The sequence below is a fragment of the Bacillus sp. EB106-06-01-XG163 genome, assembly GCF_058791615.1.
This window is the reverse complement of sequence record NZ_JBYTDS010000013.1, coordinates 70658-88496: the sequence shown is the minus strand read 5'-3', so window position 1 is coordinate 88496 and position 17839 is coordinate 70658. Positions and strand designations below refer to the sequence as shown.

The following is a 17839-nucleotide window of genomic DNA, read 5'->3' as shown; positions in this document are numbered from 1 at the left end:
CAGTTTTTCTCTTTTTCACTTTTTTTGAAAGTATTTCCTATAAGTATACAATATATCGGTCTTCACAAGGGAGAAAATCGATGGCGTTATGTTGTCATAAATGCATCCGTCAAAACGGCCGCAGCGGGGGGTTTCGTTTGCAGGTTATGTCAACTTCCGTATCAAAAAGGCGGCCGAAACGCCGCCTTTTTTTCAGACTGTGCGGCCTTGATGCGCCGCCGTATTTCTTTTGGTCTGCTTCGGCTGATACACTTTCCCGACAAACAGGTATCCGTATCTGAAATGGTTGCACACCCAAGATAAGAAAATGGGACCGAGCGTGCAGATCAAAAATAAAAGAAGGATGGCAGCCGCTAAAGGCATTGATCGCAAATAGCCTTCCAGAAGATATCCGCTGATTAAAAAGTAGGAGTGCAGCAGATAGATTGAAAACGAATAGTTGCTGATCATCATCACAATCGCGGGCACTTTTTTGAGCTTTGAAAACAGATGAAAACACAGAAAGATCATACTGACCGCGTAAATCATAATATCCGGACGCTTAGAGGAAATGGAGCCGCCGCTGATATATGAAACGGCCACAATCAATATTGCCGATACGGCCGCACTGAAGTAAACCGCATAACGGTACTGATTGATGAGCGATAAAAAACGCGGATATTCCTTTCCGCAATAAAATGCCAGACAGAAATAAAACACCCAGCCCGGAAACGGAACCCAAAAGAACGGAAAAATAGAATCAAGCCCCGATGATGCCGGCGGATGAAAGATGGAAAAGTAAGCCAGATAGACGGCGTTGATGATAAACGAAACAGACAGCACCCACATGGGAGATGTGTTGTTCAGCCAGCGGTGCAGCAGCATATGGAGAATGTAAAATTGAAAGATCACAAGAATGAAGTAGCCGATGAAGTTTCCTAAAAACACATTCTCTAAAAATTTACCGATCACTGAAACGAAGCCGGCTCCTTCTTCCGCCACGCTTTTCATTAAAATGGCATCCACCGCGGCAATAAACAGAAACGGCACGAAAATGACTTTGCCCCTTTTCTTTAAAAAACCCGCGGGAACGCCTCCCGGGTATGACCTGGCAAGCAGAAATTCCGAAATAAAGATAAACGCCGGCGTGCTGAACATCAACAGGGTCCGAAAAGCATCAACCGTATGGGCGGCACTGGCTAAGGACTCTTCCTGAATCATCAGCACCATTGAAACTACGTGAAGCAGAACCACACTTAAACAGGACAGGCAGCGAATCACAAAAATTTCTTTTATCTGCATGCGGCCGCTCCTTTTTCACAAGCGCGCCGGACTTTAGCGTATGCTTGGCGCAGCCATTTTTCCCGCAGCTCGGGTGTGCTCGTTTTGACGACAGAAAAAAGGTTCCGCTCGGCTTTTTGAATGCCGCAAAATTGCAGAATGCCTTTTTTCAGCGTAATCCAGTCCGAGTTTTTCCGGAACCACTTTAAGTACCAGCCCGGGGAATCCGCCGTATAAAAGACCTGTGCCGTCTCTGCCCGGAGCAGTCCTTTTACGCGGCCTTTTTCATATGTGTAGGCTTCTCCGGCGACAAGCACTCTGTCAAAAAAGCCTTTCATAATCGCCGGAACGCCTCCCCACCACAGCGGGTAGATGAAAATGAGATGATCCGCTTCTTTCATCAGTTTCCGGTATTTCTTCGTTTCAGCGTCCCGGTTCATGTCAGAGCGCTTTTTTTCGCCGCCGTACTTCAGCACGGGATCAAATTGGTCGGCGTATAAGTCAATGACCGTATAGCTTTGGCCGCTGTCCTTTAAAGCCATGATGACGTATTTTACGAGAGCCGCATTGAAACTGTTCTCATCCGGGTTTGCATACACAATCACCGTCTTCATATGTCCCTCCATTATTTCTTAATTTTTACAATGATTATATCATGTTGTCATATGAATGAGGCAAAGACATGAGAAAGGCTTTTTCCAGTTCTGCTGCCGTTTCGATAACCCCTTTCTGCATATTTTTGCTGATTTTGCCGCCGCAGATTCAATGACAAGCATCCGGCACTTCTGCGTTTTTGAGCGGCCGTATGGTATACTAGCTGTCAAATGAATGGCTTGGAGGACAACATGAGAATTTTAAAGTACGCGATTTTAGGGCTTTTGCGAAAAGGCGAATTGAGCGGATATGATATATCGAGCTATTTTAAGGAAGAGCTCGGCCAGTTTTGGAGCGCAAAGCACAGCCAGATTTATCCGGAATTAAAAAAACTGACGGCTGAGGGATTTATTACGTTTCGCACTGCGATTCAAGGAACAAAGCTTGAGAAAAAAATGTACACGCTGACTGACAAGGGAGAACTGGAGCTTGCTGCCTGGCTGACGAAAAAAGACCCGATTCCGGAAACGGTGAAGGATGAATTTATGCTGAAGGCTTATTTCATCTCAGCGTTGACGCAGGAAGAAGCGGATGAGCTATTCACCGATCAGCTCGTAAAGCGGAAGGAGAAATTGTCCGATCTGGAAAACAGTTATCAAGAACTGATGACATCGTCCGCGGAGGCGGATTCATTTTCTTCTCCTGATTTCGGCCATTATCTCGTGCTGACAAAAGCGCTTGAGCGGGAACGGAATTATATTTCCTGGCTTGAAGATATTTTGGCTCTCATCAAAAAAGCATAAACAAAACGGGGCGGCTCTGTATCTGCAAGCCGCCTGTTTACGTTCTGAGAACCGCATTGATAAACGAATCAGCCATTAAAATAAGAAAAAGCAGACTGAAATACACAATCGAATAAAAAAACATCCCCTTCGACCATTGCGTGTCATCCGCCGCCTGAAAGCCTTTGACGCTCCGGTACAGCCAGATGGCCCCGAGCAGGAGAGCGGACGCGGTATAAAACGGGCTGACGTCTATATAAAGAGGAACGAGCAGCGAAACCGCAGTCAGAACCGCAATATAGCGCAGCATTTTTATTTTTGTGGCGCGATTGCCTTTTATGATCGGCAAAAGCGGAATGCCGGCGGCACGATACTCTTCCTTTCGCCTGATTCCGATCGCCCAGAAATGCGGCGGCTGCCACAAAAACATAATCGCGTATAACAAAATCGCGGGCATATCAATGTACCCGGTCAGCGCGCAATAACCGATTAAAGGCGGAGCCGCCCCGGGAAAGCTGCCAACAAATGTGCTCCAGACGGATTGTCTTTTAAACCAAAGCGTATAAACGACGGCATACAGCAAAAATGCAAGCAGGCCAAGAACGGCGGTCAGTACATTAAGTGAAGCAAGCATGATGAATCCGCATGCGCCGAGACATGTGCCGTACAAGATCATGGCCGGCGGCGGTATTTTTCCCGTGACGCTGGCACGGGTGCGGGTTCGCGCCATTTTTGCGTCCATGCCGCGGTCAAAAAAGTTATTAAAAACAGTGCTTGATGCCATGACCAACGCCGTTCCGATCATGGCAACCGCCATGGCGGCAAATATCCCGGGCCCTCCGCCCGTCCTTTCCGACTGAAGCCACGCGATCCAAAATCCGCCCAATGCGGCGAGTGAATTTGAGATGATAATCCCCGGTTTGGCAAGAATGATAAAGTCCTTGATCGTCACCCGGTTTCCGTTATGCTTCATCGGCTGTTCCGTCTGTGCTGCATTTGAGTTCATTTGTTCAGGTTCTCCTTTTTCGGCTTATCATATCAGGAAGAATCAGGAAGCACAATTTATTTTGGGCATTTTTCACACAATTGTAAATTGTGTATGAAAAGCCGCATCTTGTGACCGGATGCGGCTTTTGCCTTTTTCTATTCAAAGTCTGCCCATACAGCTTTTTCAATCCAGCGGATGCCCTGAGATCGGGCCGGCGATGGCTGCTCCACGAGTCATTTTTGCGCCTCACTGAGATGTTCGCTTTCTTCAGTCACTCAAAAGCCGTGTGTATATTGCAAATCGACGTTCTTCTTTCCCGAACCTTCCCAAGAAAACTTCATAAAAATAAAAACCCTTGCCGGTTAGACGGCAAGGGTTGTTTCTTACAGTGTAAATGCGATATCCGCCCCTGATACAGGGTCTTTGACGAATACGCCCTCTTCTTTTTCTTCGATCTCAAAGCCGGCATCGGTCAGCGCTTTTGTCACACGTGACAGCTCTTTTTGATGCGGCAGCGCGATGGTGTAATAATCCAGCCCGCTTGCGTTTCCCGGTTTCGGCGGCGCATGTTTTCCGGCCCATATATTCAGACCGATGTGATGGTGATACCCTCCCGCCGAAACAAACAGAGCGGACATGCCCGCGTAATTGCCGACAATGTCAAAACCGAGAATATCGGTGTAAAACGCTTTGGCTTCCTGTAAATCCGTCACATGAAGATGGATGTGACCGATTACGGTTCCTTCTGGGAGACGGCTTTTCCGTTCAGCTCCGGCTTCTTCCAAAAGCCCGTCCACATCGACGGGCGCCGTTTGCATGACATAATTGCCCTCTGCATCGCGCTGCCACGTGCTGCGGGGACGATCGGCGTATATTTCAATACCGTTGCCGTCCGGATCAGACAGGTAAAGAGCCTCACTGACCGCGTGATCCCCCTGACCGAGCGCGATGCCGTTTTCAATCAGCCTGGCCAATGCGATGCCGAGTTCTTTCCGGTCAGGCAGAAGTATCGCGAAATGGTAAAGGCCGGTGACAGACCGCTCCGGCAGAACGACGGCGCTTGGATTTTCTTCAAGCACCAGCAGGACGCGTTTTCCGTCTGCTGACAGTCTTGCAGAACGATCTGTCTGCGAGATGACTTGTAGGCCGATGACATTCCGGTAAAAGCCGAGCGAACGTTCCATATTTTTAATGGTCAATTTGACATAACCGATTGCCGTATCTTGATGAATGCCGGTCATTTGAACGCCTTCTTTCTTATGCTGAAAAAGTTTCTCCCTTTTTTGATTTGAAAAGGAGCTGATCCAATGAAAGCAGACGGCTTCCTGAAAGCGCTAAATGAATTGACGCAACCAGTAAGATGAAATCAAATTCCGATCCGCCCATAAATGGTGAGGAAAGCTTCGCCGTGAAGATGGCGCCGACTAATGTGACGGCAAACAGAACGCCGATAATGCGCGTTGCCAAACCGAAAAAGATCAGAACCCCGCCGACAAGCTCAATCGTCGCGATGACATAGACCATAAAGGCCGGAAGCCCGATGCTCTGGAAAAATTGCGCAGTTCCTTCCAACCCTTGAAACTTGGATAAACCGTGAACAAAAAAGATAATACCTGTTACAACCCTTAAAAGCAGTGTTCCTGTTTCGAATGATTTATTCATAAAATCCTCCTTGAAAATTATTATCACTTACTTTATGTAAGCTAGTATATATACATAACTTATTTACGTCAAGTAATTTTGTTACATTTAACGAAAATAACTTAAAAGTACTATTTGCCTTCGCTAAAAAAAGACCTCCGCACTCTGTCGGAGGTCTTTTTCCCTATCTATGATTCCCGGAACTGGCTTTCATATAATTCCCGGTAAAACCCGTTCTGGCTTAGAAGTTCGGCATGGGTTCCTTTTTCAGCCATTTCGCCGTCTTTCAGCACAAGAATCTGATCGGCTTTTTGAATTGTGTTCAGCCTGTGAGCGATGATGACGCTTGTTCTGCCCGTCATTAAACGGCCGAGCGCTTCTTGTATTTTCACTTCGGTCACTGTGTCAATGTTGCTCGTCGCTTCATCCAAAATGAGCAGCACCGGGTCCGCCAGCACAGCTCTCGCGATGGAAATGAGCTGTTTTTGTCCTTGGCTGATGCCCGCGCCGTTTTGGGTAAGAACGGTATCGTAGCCTTTCGGGAGCCGTTCGATGAATCCGTGGGCATTGGCGGCTTTTGCGGCTGCCTCCACCTCTTGATCAGATGCATCCAGACGGCCGTAACGAATATTTTCCCTGATGGTGCCCTGAAAGAGAAAGGAATCCTGCAGGACAAACCCCATGTTTTTTCTCAGACTGGATCTCGTCAGTTTTTTGATGTCCGTTCCGTCAATGAGGATTTTTCCGTTATTCGGCTCGTAAAAACGGGCGATCAGGCTCGTAACGGTTGTTTTACCCGCTCCGGTCGGTCCGACGAAGGCGATGGACTGTCCTTTCGGAACGCTGAAGGACAGGTGTTTTAAGATCAGGCTGTCTTCCTGATAGCCGAAGGAGACATCTCGGAATTCAATCTCTCCCGTTTTGATCGGCTGGTACAGCGCATGCTCTTCATCTTCCCGCTCCTCTTTTTCATCCAGCACGTCAAACACCCGTTCAGCCCCGGCGATGGCCGATAACATCGTATTGAACTGATTGGCTAAATCATTTAAAGGGCGCGTGAACTGCCGCGAGTATTCGGCGAATACGACGATGGAACCGATCGAGATCCATCCCTTCAGCGCAAACAGCCCGCCGACCGCCGCTATAATCGTAAAGCTTAAATTGTTTAAAGAGTTCATGACTTTCGGAATGAATCCCGAAATTGTCTGCGCCCAAAACCCCGATGATTGTAACGCCGCGTTTTTTTCTAAAAATTGTTTCATGACGCGGTCTTCCCTCGAATAGGCTTTAATGACCTTCGCCCCTGATATCGACTCTTCAATAAAACCGTTCAGCTCGCCGAGGTTTTTCTGCTGCTGTTTAAACAGCAATCCCGTCCGGTTGGTGATCCATTTAATGCTCAAAAGCATGATCGGAATAATCAAAAGCGTGATCAATGTTAAAAGCGGACTCATGTACAGCATGACGGAGATTGTGCCGACGAATGTAATGACGCTCGACAGCACTTGAATGACGGATGTATTTAAAGTGGAGCTGACATTTTCGATATCATTGGTGACCCGGCTCATTAAGTCCCCGAGCCGCTGTTTATCAAAAAACGGAATCGGCAGCTCATGCAGATGGGTAAACAGCTCGCTCCGCATTTTAAACACGGTGCTTTGCGAGATATTGATCATCCAATAGTTTTGAAACCATAAGGACAATGATTGCACGAGGTAAATCCCAAACAGGATGAACAGCACCCCCGCCAATCCGTCTGTCGTCTGTCCGACGATAAAATGATCAATCGCTTTCCCGATGACGAACGGTCCGAGCAGGCCGAATATGGCGCTTATGACTACCATGATGATCACAAGGGTTAAAAGCCCTTTTTTCTCGGCTACATAAGACCAGATTCTGCGCAGCGTGCCTTTTGTATCTTTTGCTTTCGCGCGTTTTCTGCCGCCTTCATTTGATTTGAGCGGTATTTTCGGATATCGGAAAGGTTTACGAATGTCTTTTTGCATTGTCAGCTCCCTCCTTTCCGAATTGTGATTCATAAATCTGCCGGTACAGATGAGACTGTGCCATCAGCTCTTTGTGCGTGCCTTTGGCCAGCAGTTCGCCGTCTTCAAGCAATAAGATGGTGTCAGCCTTCATTGCAGTCGTTATTTTCTGCGTAATAATCAGTGTCGTGCATTCATAGGATCTGATCGCTTGTAAAAGCTTCGCTTCCGTTTGAAGATCAAGCGCGCTCGTACTGTCATCTAACAGCAGGAGGGACGGCTTTCTGATAAAAGCGCGCGCGATGGAAATCCGCTGCTTCTGCCCGCCTGACAAATTGACGCCCCGCTGTCCCAGCACCGTGTCGTATCCGTTTGACAGCTTCATAATCGTGTCATGGATTTGCGCGTCTTGGGCCGCTTCCATTACTTCATCTAGTGAAGCATCCTCCCGCCCCCAGGCGATATTTTCACGGATGGTGCCCGAAAACAGAAGCACTTCCTGCGGAACATAGCCGATTTCCCTGCGCAGCCCGCAAGCGGAGAATTCACCGATCGGTTTGCCGTCTATGAAAATACTGCCCGAATCAGCCGTGTACAGGCGCGGAATCAGCTGAAAAAGCGTTGATTTTCCTGAACCTGTCGCGCCCATAATGGCAACCGTTTCTTTCGGGCTGGCAGAAAAGGACACGTGATGCAGCGCGTCTTTTTCCATGCCCGGATAGCGGAAGGACACTTCGCGAAACTCAATCCCGCCTGCAAGCGCCCGTGCCGGGTCCTGCCCCGTTCCCTCGCCGCCTTCTGTTTCCAGCACCTCGCCGATTCTTTCTCCGGAAGCCTTCGCCCGGGAAAATACCATGATGAGAAAAGGAAGGACGGACAGCGCGCCTGTAATCCGCGTCGCATAGTTAATGACGGAAACGACATCGCCGACCTGCGCTCCGCCCTGAGCAATGCTTTTGGCGCCGAACCATAAGATAAACAAAATGCAAATGTTCATCAGCAGCATTAAAATCGGCATCGCCGCTTCCACGAGACGAAAAGCGGAGACCGTTTTTTCCATCAGCTTCGTATTCGATTTCAAAAAACGTTTCACTTCGTGGTTTGCACGGAGGAGCGCTTTAATCAGTTTGATCGCCGTCAGGTTTTCCTGCATGATCGTGTTGACCTGATCAAGCCGCTTTTGCACAGACCGAAACAGCGCGCCGCCTCTTTTCAGCACCCACAGCAAAAACAAAAGCAAAATCGGCACCGTGATCAGCAGAAAAAACCCAAGTTTCGCATTGACGGTCAGCGAGAGAATAATGCCCCCCGCGATCATTAACGGCGCACGAAGCATAAACCGGAGACTCATGAAAAGCATATTCTGAACCTGTGTCACATCGTTTGTCAGCCGGGTGATAAACGATGTGGATGAGAATTGCGCAAACGTCGAATAGGAGAAGGATTGAATCTTTTGAAAAAGCCCTTTTCGCGTATCATACGCATAGCTCTGGCTGATGTGGGCGGAGTAGAATGAATTTAAAATGCCCGATGCGAATGAAACAGCGGTCAGTCCGATCATCACGCCGCCCCACAGCCAAACCGTACCGAGATCCTGCTTTAAAATTCCTTCGTCAATGATTTTCCCGATCAGCAGGGGCTGTATCAGCTCTACCGCAAGCTCGATGAGCATGAAAAACAGAGCGATTCCCGCTAAAAGAGAATACGGTTTTACATATGATAAAGCCTTTGACATGTGTAAGCCTCCAAATCCTTTGTTCAATATTATTATTTTATGCCTTTCCGGCAAATGAATAAAGAAATTTGGTGTGCCGTTTTTTCAATAATCTGCGAAAAAGATAAAACCTTCCCGGGAAGGGAAGGTTTTGACCTTATTGATCCAATTGCTGTTCAATGCGCTCCCGCATTTGCGGAACGCCTAATCCGACAATGACCTGAAGCGCCCTGCCTTTTCTGACGACGCCGTGGGCTCCCAGCTCTCTGAAATCGGCGTCACTTTTGACCTTTGATTCATCAGCGACAGTGACGCGGAGACGGGTGGCGCAATTGGTGACCTCCGTAATATTGTCCTTTCCGCCCAGCGCTTCAATATACAAAGCGGCTGTATCCCGCTGTGTTTCGTCTGCCGCCGCTGTTTCTTTTGAAGCCCGCTTCCGTTCTCTGTACTCCTTTTTCGAATAGAGCTTTGTTTCCTGCCCTTCCTCTTTTTCTCTGCCCGGTGTGGCGATGTTGAATTTGAGAATGAGGAAACGGAAGACGAAAAAGTAAACAGCGGTAAAACACAACCCGATGATGATCTGGTATACATACGTCAAGCCGTGGCTTGACGCCAGCGGGATCCAGTTCAAGGTCGCAGCTTCGATCAAACCGCCCCCCATATTTCCGACGACGCCGGCCATATACATGACGGTTGCCATGGAAGCGGCAAGCAAAGCATGAACCGCAAATAAAAACGGAGAGATAAAAAGGAATGTAAATTCAATCGGCTCTGTAATTCCCGCGACAATGGACGTCAAGGTGACCGGGATCAATAGGCCGGCGACGATTTTTTTCTTCTCCTTTGAAGCCGTGGCGTAAAAAGCGAGCGCGATTCCCGGAATGCCAAAGATTTTCGAGTTGCCGTGAAGCGCGAATCCCCCCTGCGGGAACAATTCTTTCAGCGGTTTGACGCTTTGAGAGTATTCCCCGAGATGCTGCGCCCAATAGGTGACGATACCGCCTTCAGCCACAGCCGGACCGTAAATAAACGGAGAGTAAATAAAATGATGCAGGCCGGTCGGAATTAAAATCCGCTCCAGGAACGTGTAAATCCACACGCCGATCGCCCCGGAAGAAACGAGAAAACTTTGCAGCGAGCCGATTCCGGACTGAACCATCGGCCACACGTATGCCACCGCAAGCGAAATCGGTATCATAATGAAGAAAGAAATGATAACGATGTAGGAAGATCCTTGAAAAATCCCCAGAAAATCCGGCAGTTTTTTATCAAAATAACGATTGTGCAAATACACGACAATAGATGAAATAAAGATGGCGCCGATAATATTCGTATCAAGCGTTTTGATCCCGGCGATCATCGTCAGCCCGCTCGTTCCGCCCGCTTCCTGAGTCATATCGACATGAAAAGCCCCGCCCCAAACCGTCAGAATCGCATTGATAAAGTAATTGAATGTCAGATAAACTGTAAGCGCTTCCAAACAAGCCCGCGCCTGCGCTTTTTTCGCTAAGGCGACAGGTATGCCGATCGCAAACAGGAGCGGCATTTGGTTAAAGACGGTCCAGCCGCCCTGTTCAATGACGTACCAGCATTGATACCAAAGCCCGTCAGGATCAGCCAGCGGCCCCATCAGCGTTTTATTTTTAAACAGCGTACTCAGACCGACAATAATACCGGAAAATGCAAATAACAAAACAGGCACAAACATCGCGCTGCCGAAGCGCTGGACTTTTTGCATCATTTCACGTGACCTCCCGCTATTTATCAAAATTTTCGAGCTCTTTATAATCAACAAATGCACGGAATAACGCTTCGCCCACCAGAAAAAACGGGGCAAATGCGACGATTTCCGTTTTATCGCTTAACGTCACCGGCTTGCTGGTCGCATAAAGATTATACGGCGTCGTTTGCGCCAGTACGTTGTTTTTCAGATTGGTGATTGAAATAAACGGAACTCCCTTTGCGGACAGGGTCCTTACCTGCGGAATTAATTCGGGTGTTTCGCCTGATAATGAAATAATGATGAATACGTCATCAACCTTAAAATCATCACACATGATATTAAACTCTGTGATGTCCTGAATTAAAATCAGATACTTCCGCCGGGATACAAACATCCGCTGCAGCTCACGGGCGCACACCCTCTGAGCCGTCCCCGATCCGTAAACGAAAATCCGTTTTGCTTCATCTATCAGCCGGCACATCTCCGTCATATCTTTTGACTTCACGTATTTTACATTGGCTTCAATATCATCCAGCAGCTTTTCAAACGTCATATTCTCGCCCTCTTCAGGCTGATCCTCCCATTTCAGAAAAACCCGGAATTCACTGTAGCCGCTGAAGCCCAGTTTTTGGGCGAGCCGCAGGATGGAAGACCGAGAGACATTGCAGGCTTTCGCCATGTCATTGATACCGAGATGGTAGCACGTATGTTTATGATTCAATATATATTTTAAAATATAAAAATCGTTGTCATTTAATTTCGCGTAATGCTGATTAACCAGTTCTTCAAGACTCATCCCAAAAATCCCCCCGTTTTCTTTCTATTATATAGAATAACAGATAAAGAAAACGGGGAAGATTGTCATCAGGAAATAGGAGACGGACTTACATCAAGCTCAGGCCAGTAGTCCTTGTTAGCCTCCATCAGATCTTCAAGAATCAGTCTTGCCACACGGGCGTTCGGCACTGTTTTTGACAGGATCAGCGCCTGCCACAGCTTTTGAAATGACCGCTCTTCCCACGCTTCAGCCGTCAGTTTTTCAACAGACACCTGCTGTTCCATCAGGCCTTTTTGAAATTGCGGTATGTTCCCGACTGAGAGCGGTTCCGGTCCGTTTGAGCCTACGAGACAAGGAATCTCAACCATGGCTGACGGATCAAAGTTTGCGATCGCGCCGTTATTTTCAACGATTAACAGCATCCTCTCCCCTGTGTTGTAAGCGATGGCCCGGGCAAGGTCGACGATATAGGAAGCATGATCATCAATTTTAATTTCACTGTTCTCCGACGATTGTTCGCGCGTAATCATATCGCATTGGCTGAAAATGAAAGCTTCCCGCCCTTCCATGACTTCGTTGGCTCTCGTATGGTTCGGGTTTGATTTTTTCACCATATCATCCGGGAATAAGTAATATTGCAGATATGTGTTCGGAAGCGTATCCGGATCAGCCGCCTGTACGTCGCGCGCTTTTTTGAATGTGTCATTCCAGCTTGCTTCAGTCTGTTCGGCCTCCGTCTTCGGAACGTAGCCGTATTCACGGACATGCTCTTTCAGCTTCGGCATTAAATCATTGCCATGCCGGTCTGTGATGGACGTCCACCAGCCAAAGTGGTTCAAGCCGTAGTAACGGACGTTCATTTCTTTTCGTGAAGATAATCCGAGGATGTTCGCCATGCGATCCTCAATTCCGACCGGCATGTCGCAGATGTTCAATATTTTTGAGTTCGGTCTGAGGCGCCGTGTAGCTTCGGCCACAATCGCCGCCGGATTGGAGTAATTCAGCATCCATGCGTCGGGCGAGTACGTTTCCATATAATCAAGAATCTCCAGAACACCGCCGATAGAGCGCATGCCGTATGCGATTCCGCCCGGCCCGCATGTTTCCTGGCCGACCACGCCGTACTTCAGCGGGATTTGTTCATCAAGCGCGCGCATCGCATATTTTCCGACGCGGATATGCGCCATGACGAAGTCAACATCCGTAAAAGCCGTCTCTGGGTCATCAGTCGCCAGAAATTCAATGTCCGGCGCTTTTTCTTTTATAAATACCTCACACGCACCCGCAATCCGCTCCTGCCTTTCTTTATCATTGTCATAAAGTTTCAGCTTTCTGATCGGAAACTCTTCCAGGTGATTCAAAAGCATTAATACAATTCCGGGGGTAAATGTGCTGCCGCCGCCTGCAATAACGATTGAGAATGATTTGTCTGTCATGTGAAGCCCTCCTCTGATAACGTTTACATTTTATTTATATCATGAGAAGGTCCGATCTGTACCGGGTTTGGAGGAGTTAGATCATTTAATCATTTTTAGTTATTTTTCTCAAAAAGCGGGAAAGTTCCCACAGGTACGAAAAAGGCCTGCTGTCATCAGCAGACCCATTCTCAAAAATGCTCTTGTAAATCAGAAAGCAGCACTTCCTGCTCAAATTGCGGATTTCCGATCGGAAAAATTCTGGCTGTTTCCTTGTCTTCGTTGACATGCTGAATATAAATCGGAACTCCTTCGTACGTCACATACGCCATGGCGGCGGATTCCGAAATGTCTTTCGCACGCTGTGTATTCACGTCTCAAACCTCCTTTAGGCCTCACACATAACGTGTCCGGCAGCCAAGAGAAGTATGCTTGTTTCTTACAATTGTCCGGTGGTGAGTTTGAATTTTTTGAGGCGTTTGTAAAACGTGCTCCGCGGGATTCCGGCCATTTTGGCGGCCAGCGTGACATTCCCCTTCGCTGATTCAAGGGCGTTTACGATGATGTTTTTCTGAATGTGCTCCCGGATGGAGACAGGGGACGCTTCTTCCTGTTCATAAGACTCGGCCGCCTCTTTAAGACCTGACGCTTCAAGCAGGGCTGCGATGGGGCGTTCTGACAGCCGTCCGTCCGGGAACATGACGGAAAGACGTTCAAATACATTAAACAATTCCCTGATATTCCCCGGCCATTTCCGGCTCTTTAATAGGTCTAAAAAGTCATCAGGAAGCTCCCCCCGCCAGCCGCGATTTCGCTGAAATTCAAGGAAGAGGCCGGGAATGTCTTCGGTGCGTTCTCTTAATGGAGGGAGGTGGATCGGACAGACGTGAAGCCGGTAAAATAAATCTTCTCTCAGCTTTTTGCATTCGACAAGCTGTCTCAGATCAGTGTGGGTGGCAGTGATGATTCTGATGTCAACGGGAATCTCTTTTGTCCCGCCGACCGGGGTGACTTTCCGTTCCTGCAGCACCCGTAACAGAGCGACCTGCATGGAGTGTGATATTTCTCCGATTTCATCGAGGAAAAGAGTGCCTTTATCGGCTTTTTGCAAAGCGCCGTTATGTCCTTTCCGTTTGGCCCCGGTGAAGGCGCCTTCCGAGTAGCCGAACAGTTCGCTTTCAATCAGCTTTTCGGGGACCGCTCCGCAATTGACGGCGATAAACGGGCCGTTTTTCCTGGAGCTGTTGTTATGAATCGCCCGGGCGGCAACCTCCTTTCCCGTCCCGGTTTCTCCCGTAAGACAAACGGTTGCGTCCGTTCGGGTGACAAGCTCCAGCTGCTGAAGCATATGTCGGGATGACGGGCTTTTGCCTGCCGCACCATGGAATATAAAAGACGGCTTTTCTTCTCGTTTGGATAAATAAACGCATGTGTAGCCGTTCTCCTCCCGCTTCGCCTGCTTGATGTGATAGCCCTGTTCCTCAAGCTCGCGCAGCGTATGTCCGGTAAAATGCTGAACGGGACGGCTTGCGGCGATAACCCGGCTCATGTCATTGCAAAGCACGATCGGATCGTGAGACCGGGTAAGCCCGGCGAATTTGCTGATCATGTCAAGTTCTGTCATTTTGATCTTTAGGGCAAGCTCCCGTTCCGCCGTAAAAGCGATGGAGGAGGCAATTCCGAGCATAAACGGCTGAGCGCGGGCGGCGGGGCAGGAAATATCAATGACACCCGCCAGCCGCCCGTCTTCATAACGGATCGGTGCGGCGGAACAGCTCCATTGATGAGAAGCGAGCGAATAATGTTCAGAGCCGTGTATCATGACCGGCTCTTTTGTATAAAGAGCCGTCCCGATCGCATTCGTGCCGACGGCCGTTTCCGTCCAGCGGGCGCCTTTTAAGAAATTGATGCGGTTCGCTTCATGAATGGTGCGCGGGTGGCCGTCAACTGAATGGACAACGCCGTCTGAATCAATCAGGAGAACCATCATTTCCATTTCCCGCATCGCCGTTTTCATTCTTTCTGCATACGGCGTTGAGGCCGCTAAAAATAACGCATGCTTTTCGGCCTGCCTTTCTAAATGATCTGCCGGCATTACATTCGGCCCCTTTTCGAGATAAGGGTTGACGTCGGCTTTTTTGCAGCGGTGCCATGAGGCGGCCACCCGCTTCTGAATACGGGATTCATCAAGCACGCCTTCTTTCACAAAGCGCTTCCAGGTTTTAAAATCATTCCGAATGACATTCATTGTATTCGCTCCCCCCTGTTCAGACCATCTTTTCATATATTGTAGGGGAAAAATAAAGCGCTTTCAACGAAAAATACCCCTTCTCATCTGAGAAAGGGTATTCCGGTTATACGGAATGCACCGCAAGTCCGGTGACATTCAGCAGGGCTTCCTGAAGCGTTTCTGACAGAGTCGGATGCGCCGCGATAAAGTGCTCCGACATATCCGCCGTCATTTCACCGTTCATCATCATGACCGCCTGACCGATCAATTCCGTCACGTCCGGCCCGATCATTGACACGCCGACGATTTCTCCGAATTCCGGTTCGGCAATGATTTTCATTTTGCCGCCATGCTGATGTTTAATTAACGCTTTTCCGTTAGCAGAAAATGAGCATTCTCCGATTTTCACATCTCCGTATGTCTCTCTCGCCTGTGTTTCCGTCAGCCCGACAGCGGCCATTTCCGGCGATGTATAAATACAGCGAGGCACCGCCCGCATATTGACTTTGCTTTCCTTTCCCGAGGCATGCGCGGCGGCTGTGATTCCTTCATGAATGGCGGCATGCGCCAGCTGCATTCCTCCGGCCGCATCGCCGCACGCATATATATGAGGCACATTGGTCTGCATATGGTCATTGACTTCAATACCGCGCGGAGAATACCGGATGCCGGCTTGCTCCAGATTCAGGCCTTGCAAACGCGGCTTTCTGCCGATTGCAACCAAAACGTGATCAGCCTGAGCCTCAATTTCTTTGCCGTCTTTTGTCCACACGGCGGTTTTCCTTTCTTTGTCAATCCGCTGAAGGGCGGCTTTCGTCTGAATATCAGCCCCGCTGTCTCTTAAAGAGTCTTCGAAAACGGCAGCGATTTCTCCGTCTTCTGCCGGGAGCAGCCGGTCAGCCGATTCAATCACCGTCACTTTCGTTTTAAACCGGCTGAATAAAGAGGCAAATTCACAGCCGATCACACCTCCCCCGACAATAAGCAGAGAAGAAGGGATTTTCTGTAAAGAAAGCGCGTCTTTGCTGTCGATCACCCAATCGCCGTCAAATGGGGCAAACGGCAGCTCCGCCGGTTCAGATCCGGATGCAATCAATATCCGATCCGCTTCCAGAATGTCTTTTGCGCCTCCTTCTCCTTCAACAAGCAATGTCTGCTCTGTGAGAAATGAAGCTGTCCCGCTGATGACTTTAATCTGATTTGTTTTCATTAAGTATTGAATTCCCTGCACGAGCTGGCTGACGATTTGCCGTTTGCGCCCCTGCATGCGGGCCCAATTGAGTGTAATGTTTTGCGGCAGTTCGATGCCGAATGTATCTGCATGCCTGATTTTATCGAGCACATTCGCGCTTTCCAAAAGCGACTTTGTCGGGATGCACCCCTCATTGAGACAAGTGCCTCCGAGCGGCCCTTTGTCAATCAGAACGACTTCTTCTCCCCTCCGCGCGGCAGTCACGGCAGCTGCATATCCGGCAGGCCCGCCGCCGATAATGGCTAGTGTCAATCTCTTCACCCTCTCTATAAAATCAATCCGGCCGGCTCTTCAAGCAGCGCTTTGACCGTTTTCAGGAAGTCCGCAGCCGGTGCGCCGTCACATACTCTGTGATCAAAGGTAAGGCTCAGCGGCAGCATGGTGCTTTTGACAAGTTCATCTCCTTTAAACGCAGGCGTTTCATAGCTTGCGCCTACTCCGAGAATACCGGCTTCAGGCGGATTAAGAATCGGGGTGAAATGCTCAATTCCGTAACCCCCGAGATTTGTAATAGAAAATGTCGATCCGTGCAGGTCATCTCCGGAAGCATTGCCTTCCCGCGCCCGGCGTGCCGATGTGCTGATGTGATCCGCAAGCTCAAGGAATGAAAGCTTTTCCGCATCCCGAATCACCGGCACAACGAGACCGTTTTCAAGAGAAACCGCCATCCCGAGGTGGACATATGGATAGGTGATGATCCGCTCCTCTTGATAAGAGCTGTTCAGCTCAGGATGCTGTTTCAGCGCAAGCACCGCGGCCCGGGATACGAAATGTGTGACCGTCAGTTTAACACCGCTCCGCTTTTTCGCGCTGTCGGCGAGCTGCTGCTGCCATTTTACAAGCTCCGTAATGTCCGCTTTCATAGTCAGCGTCAGCTGGGCGCTGTTTTGCAGGCTTTTGTGCATTCGGTCTGCAATTACTTTTCTCATCGCTGAAGCCGGTTTTCCCTCCGGCTGTGCCGTCTGAACCGAAGACTGCGGTTCAGCTTCCGTCTTCATGGCCTTGATGACGTCAGCTTTTACGATTCTGCCTCCGGGCCCCGTCCCGTTCAGCGTTTCAACTTTCAACCCGGCTTTCTCCGCCATTTTTCGGGCAACGGGAGATATTTTCACGCGGTGTTTACGCTTTTGCACGGCTTTGGGAGCGGGAATATGTTCAGGTTCAGATTGCGGTTTCCCTGCATTTTCAGGAGCCGGCGCCTCCTTCTCCCGCACTTCTTCGCCGTTTTCCCCGATATAACAGATGGGCGTTCCCGGCGGGACTCCTTCTCCCTCTTTGACTTTAATGTGAAGAAGCGTGCCGCTTTCAGGCGCTTCTATTTCCATTTCTATTTTTTCCGAGTTGATGCTGGCGATGCTTTCTCCCTTTTCAACCGGGTCGCCGACTTTTTTATTCCAGACGGATACTTCACCTTTCTTCATCGCCATTCCCAGCTTCGGCATTACTACTTTTACAGCCATTCTATATCCCTCCT

At 49.0% G+C, this 17839-nt stretch carries 15 protein-coding genes; 1 reads left to right on the top strand and 14 read right to left on the bottom strand.

Annotation, left to right across the window (positions count from 1 at the left end; translation table 11 throughout):
- Positions 1 to 192: 192 nt before the first annotated feature.
- Entirely contained in the window at positions 193 to 1281 is a 1089-nt protein-coding gene (locus AC3WTF_RS15205; protein WP_046702350.1) for an acyltransferase family protein, read from the bottom strand.
- Complete coding sequence (locus AC3WTF_RS15200; RefSeq protein ID WP_047935460.1) at positions 1272 to 1874, bottom strand: NAD(P)H-dependent oxidoreductase; 603 nt, start codon at positions 1872 to 1874, stop codon at positions 1272 to 1274. Before AC3WTF_RS15200 ends, AC3WTF_RS15205 begins: the two co-directional genes overlap by 10 nt.
- A 231-nt stretch (positions 1875 to 2105) precedes the next feature.
- On the opposite strand from AC3WTF_RS15200, the gene AC3WTF_RS15195 reads away from it, so the two are divergent.
- Positions 2106 to 2657, top strand: coding sequence for a PadR family transcriptional regulator (locus tag AC3WTF_RS15195; RefSeq protein ID WP_012117104.1), 552 nt, complete (start codon positions 2106 to 2108; stop codon positions 2655 to 2657).
- Between the two features lie 37 nt (positions 2658 to 2694).
- Here AC3WTF_RS15195 and cyoE read toward each other — a convergent pair whose 3' ends face one another.
- From cyoE to AC3WTF_RS15135, 12 genes are all read right to left on the bottom strand, one after another.
- Entirely contained in the window at positions 2695 to 3642 is a 948-nt protein-coding gene (gene cyoE / locus AC3WTF_RS15190; protein WP_492314298.1) for a heme o synthase, read from the bottom strand.
- Between the two features lie 365 nt (positions 3643 to 4007).
- Positions 4008 to 4865 (bottom strand): catechol 2,3-dioxygenase, encoded by an 858-nt coding sequence (gene catE, locus AC3WTF_RS15185; RefSeq protein WP_020955517.1) that lies wholly within the window; start codon positions 4863 to 4865, stop codon positions 4008 to 4010.
- Positions 4866 to 4881: 16 nt separating this feature from the next.
- Positions 4882 to 5286 carry a DoxX family oxidoreductase CatD gene (catD, locus tag AC3WTF_RS15180; RefSeq protein ID WP_032870707.1) on the bottom strand — a complete coding sequence of 135 codons (405 nt, stop codon included), beginning with the start codon at positions 5284 to 5286 and terminating at the stop codon, positions 4882 to 4884.
- Positions 5287 to 5453: 167 nt separating this feature from the next.
- On the bottom strand, positions 5454 to 7271 hold the full coding sequence (locus AC3WTF_RS15175) for an ABC transporter ATP-binding protein (RefSeq protein ID WP_492314297.1): 1818 nt from the start codon (positions 7269 to 7271) through the stop codon (positions 5454 to 5456).
- Positions 7252 to 8985, bottom strand: a complete 1734-nt coding sequence (locus AC3WTF_RS15170) for an ABC transporter ATP-binding protein (RefSeq protein ID WP_007408532.1) — start codon at positions 8983 to 8985, stop codon at positions 7252 to 7254. The genes AC3WTF_RS15175 and AC3WTF_RS15170 overlap by 20 nt, the downstream gene beginning before the upstream one ends.
- Positions 8986 to 9121: 136 nt before the next feature.
- The gene (locus AC3WTF_RS15165; protein ID WP_007408531.1) at positions 9122 to 10708 is read right to left on the bottom strand and encodes an alpha-glucoside-specific PTS transporter subunit IIBC; all 1587 of its coding nucleotides are present in this window, start codon (positions 10706 to 10708) and stop codon (positions 9122 to 9124) included.
- Positions 10709 to 10724: 16 nt separating this feature from the next.
- Entirely contained in the window at positions 10725 to 11486 is a 762-nt protein-coding gene (locus AC3WTF_RS15160; protein ID WP_129003452.1) for a MurR/RpiR family transcriptional regulator, read from the bottom strand.
- 68 nt (positions 11487 to 11554) lie between these two features.
- The gene (gene glvA, locus AC3WTF_RS15155) at positions 11555 to 12904 is read right to left on the bottom strand and encodes a maltose-6'-phosphate glucosidase (RefSeq protein WP_007610111.1); all 1350 of its coding nucleotides are present in this window, start codon (positions 12902 to 12904) and stop codon (positions 11555 to 11557) included.
- A 170-nt stretch (positions 12905 to 13074) separates the two neighbouring features.
- Positions 13075 to 13257 carry an H-type small acid-soluble spore protein gene (locus AC3WTF_RS15150; RefSeq protein WP_003155535.1) on the bottom strand — a complete coding sequence of 61 codons (183 nt, stop codon included), beginning with the start codon at positions 13255 to 13257 and terminating at the stop codon, positions 13075 to 13077.
- A gap of 65 nt (positions 13258 to 13322) precedes the next feature.
- Complete coding sequence (locus AC3WTF_RS15145; protein ID WP_492314296.1) at positions 13323 to 15131, bottom strand: sigma-54-dependent Fis family transcriptional regulator; 1809 nt, start codon at positions 15129 to 15131, stop codon at positions 13323 to 13325.
- A gap of 106 nt (positions 15132 to 15237) precedes the next feature.
- Complete coding sequence (gene lpdA / locus AC3WTF_RS15140; protein WP_020955512.1) at positions 15238 to 16617, bottom strand: dihydrolipoyl dehydrogenase; 1380 nt, start codon at positions 16615 to 16617, stop codon at positions 15238 to 15240.
- Between the two features lie 14 nt (positions 16618 to 16631).
- Positions 16632 to 17825, bottom strand: a complete 1194-nt coding sequence (locus AC3WTF_RS15135) for a dihydrolipoamide acetyltransferase family protein (protein ID WP_015239407.1) — start codon at positions 17823 to 17825, stop codon at positions 16632 to 16634.
- Positions 17826 to 17839 lie beyond the last annotated feature (14 nt).